We start from the raw sequence: 663 nt of genomic DNA on the forward strand, positions 1-663 counted from the left end.
CCCAAATGGAAAGGGCAGCATTAAAGCAATTCATGACATAACTTCTTGTCGCACGGCATATGTATGCTCTTAACTTTCTACTTATTAAGAATCCCTTTAATAATTTTTTTTGCAACAGAACCGAAAAAAGAGGTGAGTTTTTAAATTTAAATTCTAATTTGATAGCCTCATATTAATATGTTTATTAAATGCGTGCATATATATAATATAAGTTCTATATATACGATTGCTAAAAGATATACTGGTTTAGTGTTTTCTATTTTTCGAGTGATTAAGCTACTGAAAAATGACATAAGGAGTATTTATGGAGTTTATAGGTTCTTCGATAACATTTAAGCAAAAAAATTTAGTAATAAAGTCTCTTAATTATATGGAGAGGCATAAAAAAATTGACCAGTATTGCAAAGAATATTGCAAAAAGAACTGGACTGACTTATCCTTTGATGAGGCAAATAACTTAATCGGGATACTTGACAAGATGGCTTGGCGGTAACTATTCTAATTGGTGCAAAAAATCTGGCTTTGTTACAAAATTAGTGTAGACCTTTATAATTAGGAAAGTTAATCATTTTCATCACCGGGAAAGTGTATCAAACTGCGGAAATATCATTTTTTGCACCACAACGGAAAAAGGACTATTAGGAAGCCCAACAAACAGTGATA

Annotated in this window: 1 protein-coding gene; it reads left to right on the forward strand. The window is 31.1% G+C overall.

Going from position 1 to position 663, the window contains the following annotated elements:
- Positions 1-304 precede the first annotated feature (304 nt).
- Positions 305-493 (forward strand): hypothetical protein, encoded by a 189-nt coding sequence (locus ASJ81_RS14670; protein WP_095645041.1) that lies wholly within the window; start codon positions 305-307, stop codon positions 491-493.
- Positions 494-663: the final 170 nt, after the last annotated feature.

Origin of the sequence: Methanosarcina spelaei (assembly GCF_002287235.1) — an archaeon.
Classification (GTDB): domain Archaea; phylum Halobacteriota; class Methanosarcinia; order Methanosarcinales; family Methanosarcinaceae; genus Methanosarcina; species Methanosarcina spelaei.

What these genes read in the sequence shown, in the direction of transcription:
- ASJ81_RS14670 (WP_095645041.1), top strand. Translation starts at nt 305, where the DNA reads ATGGAGTTTATAGGTTCTTCGATAACATTTAAGCAAAAAAATTTAGTA.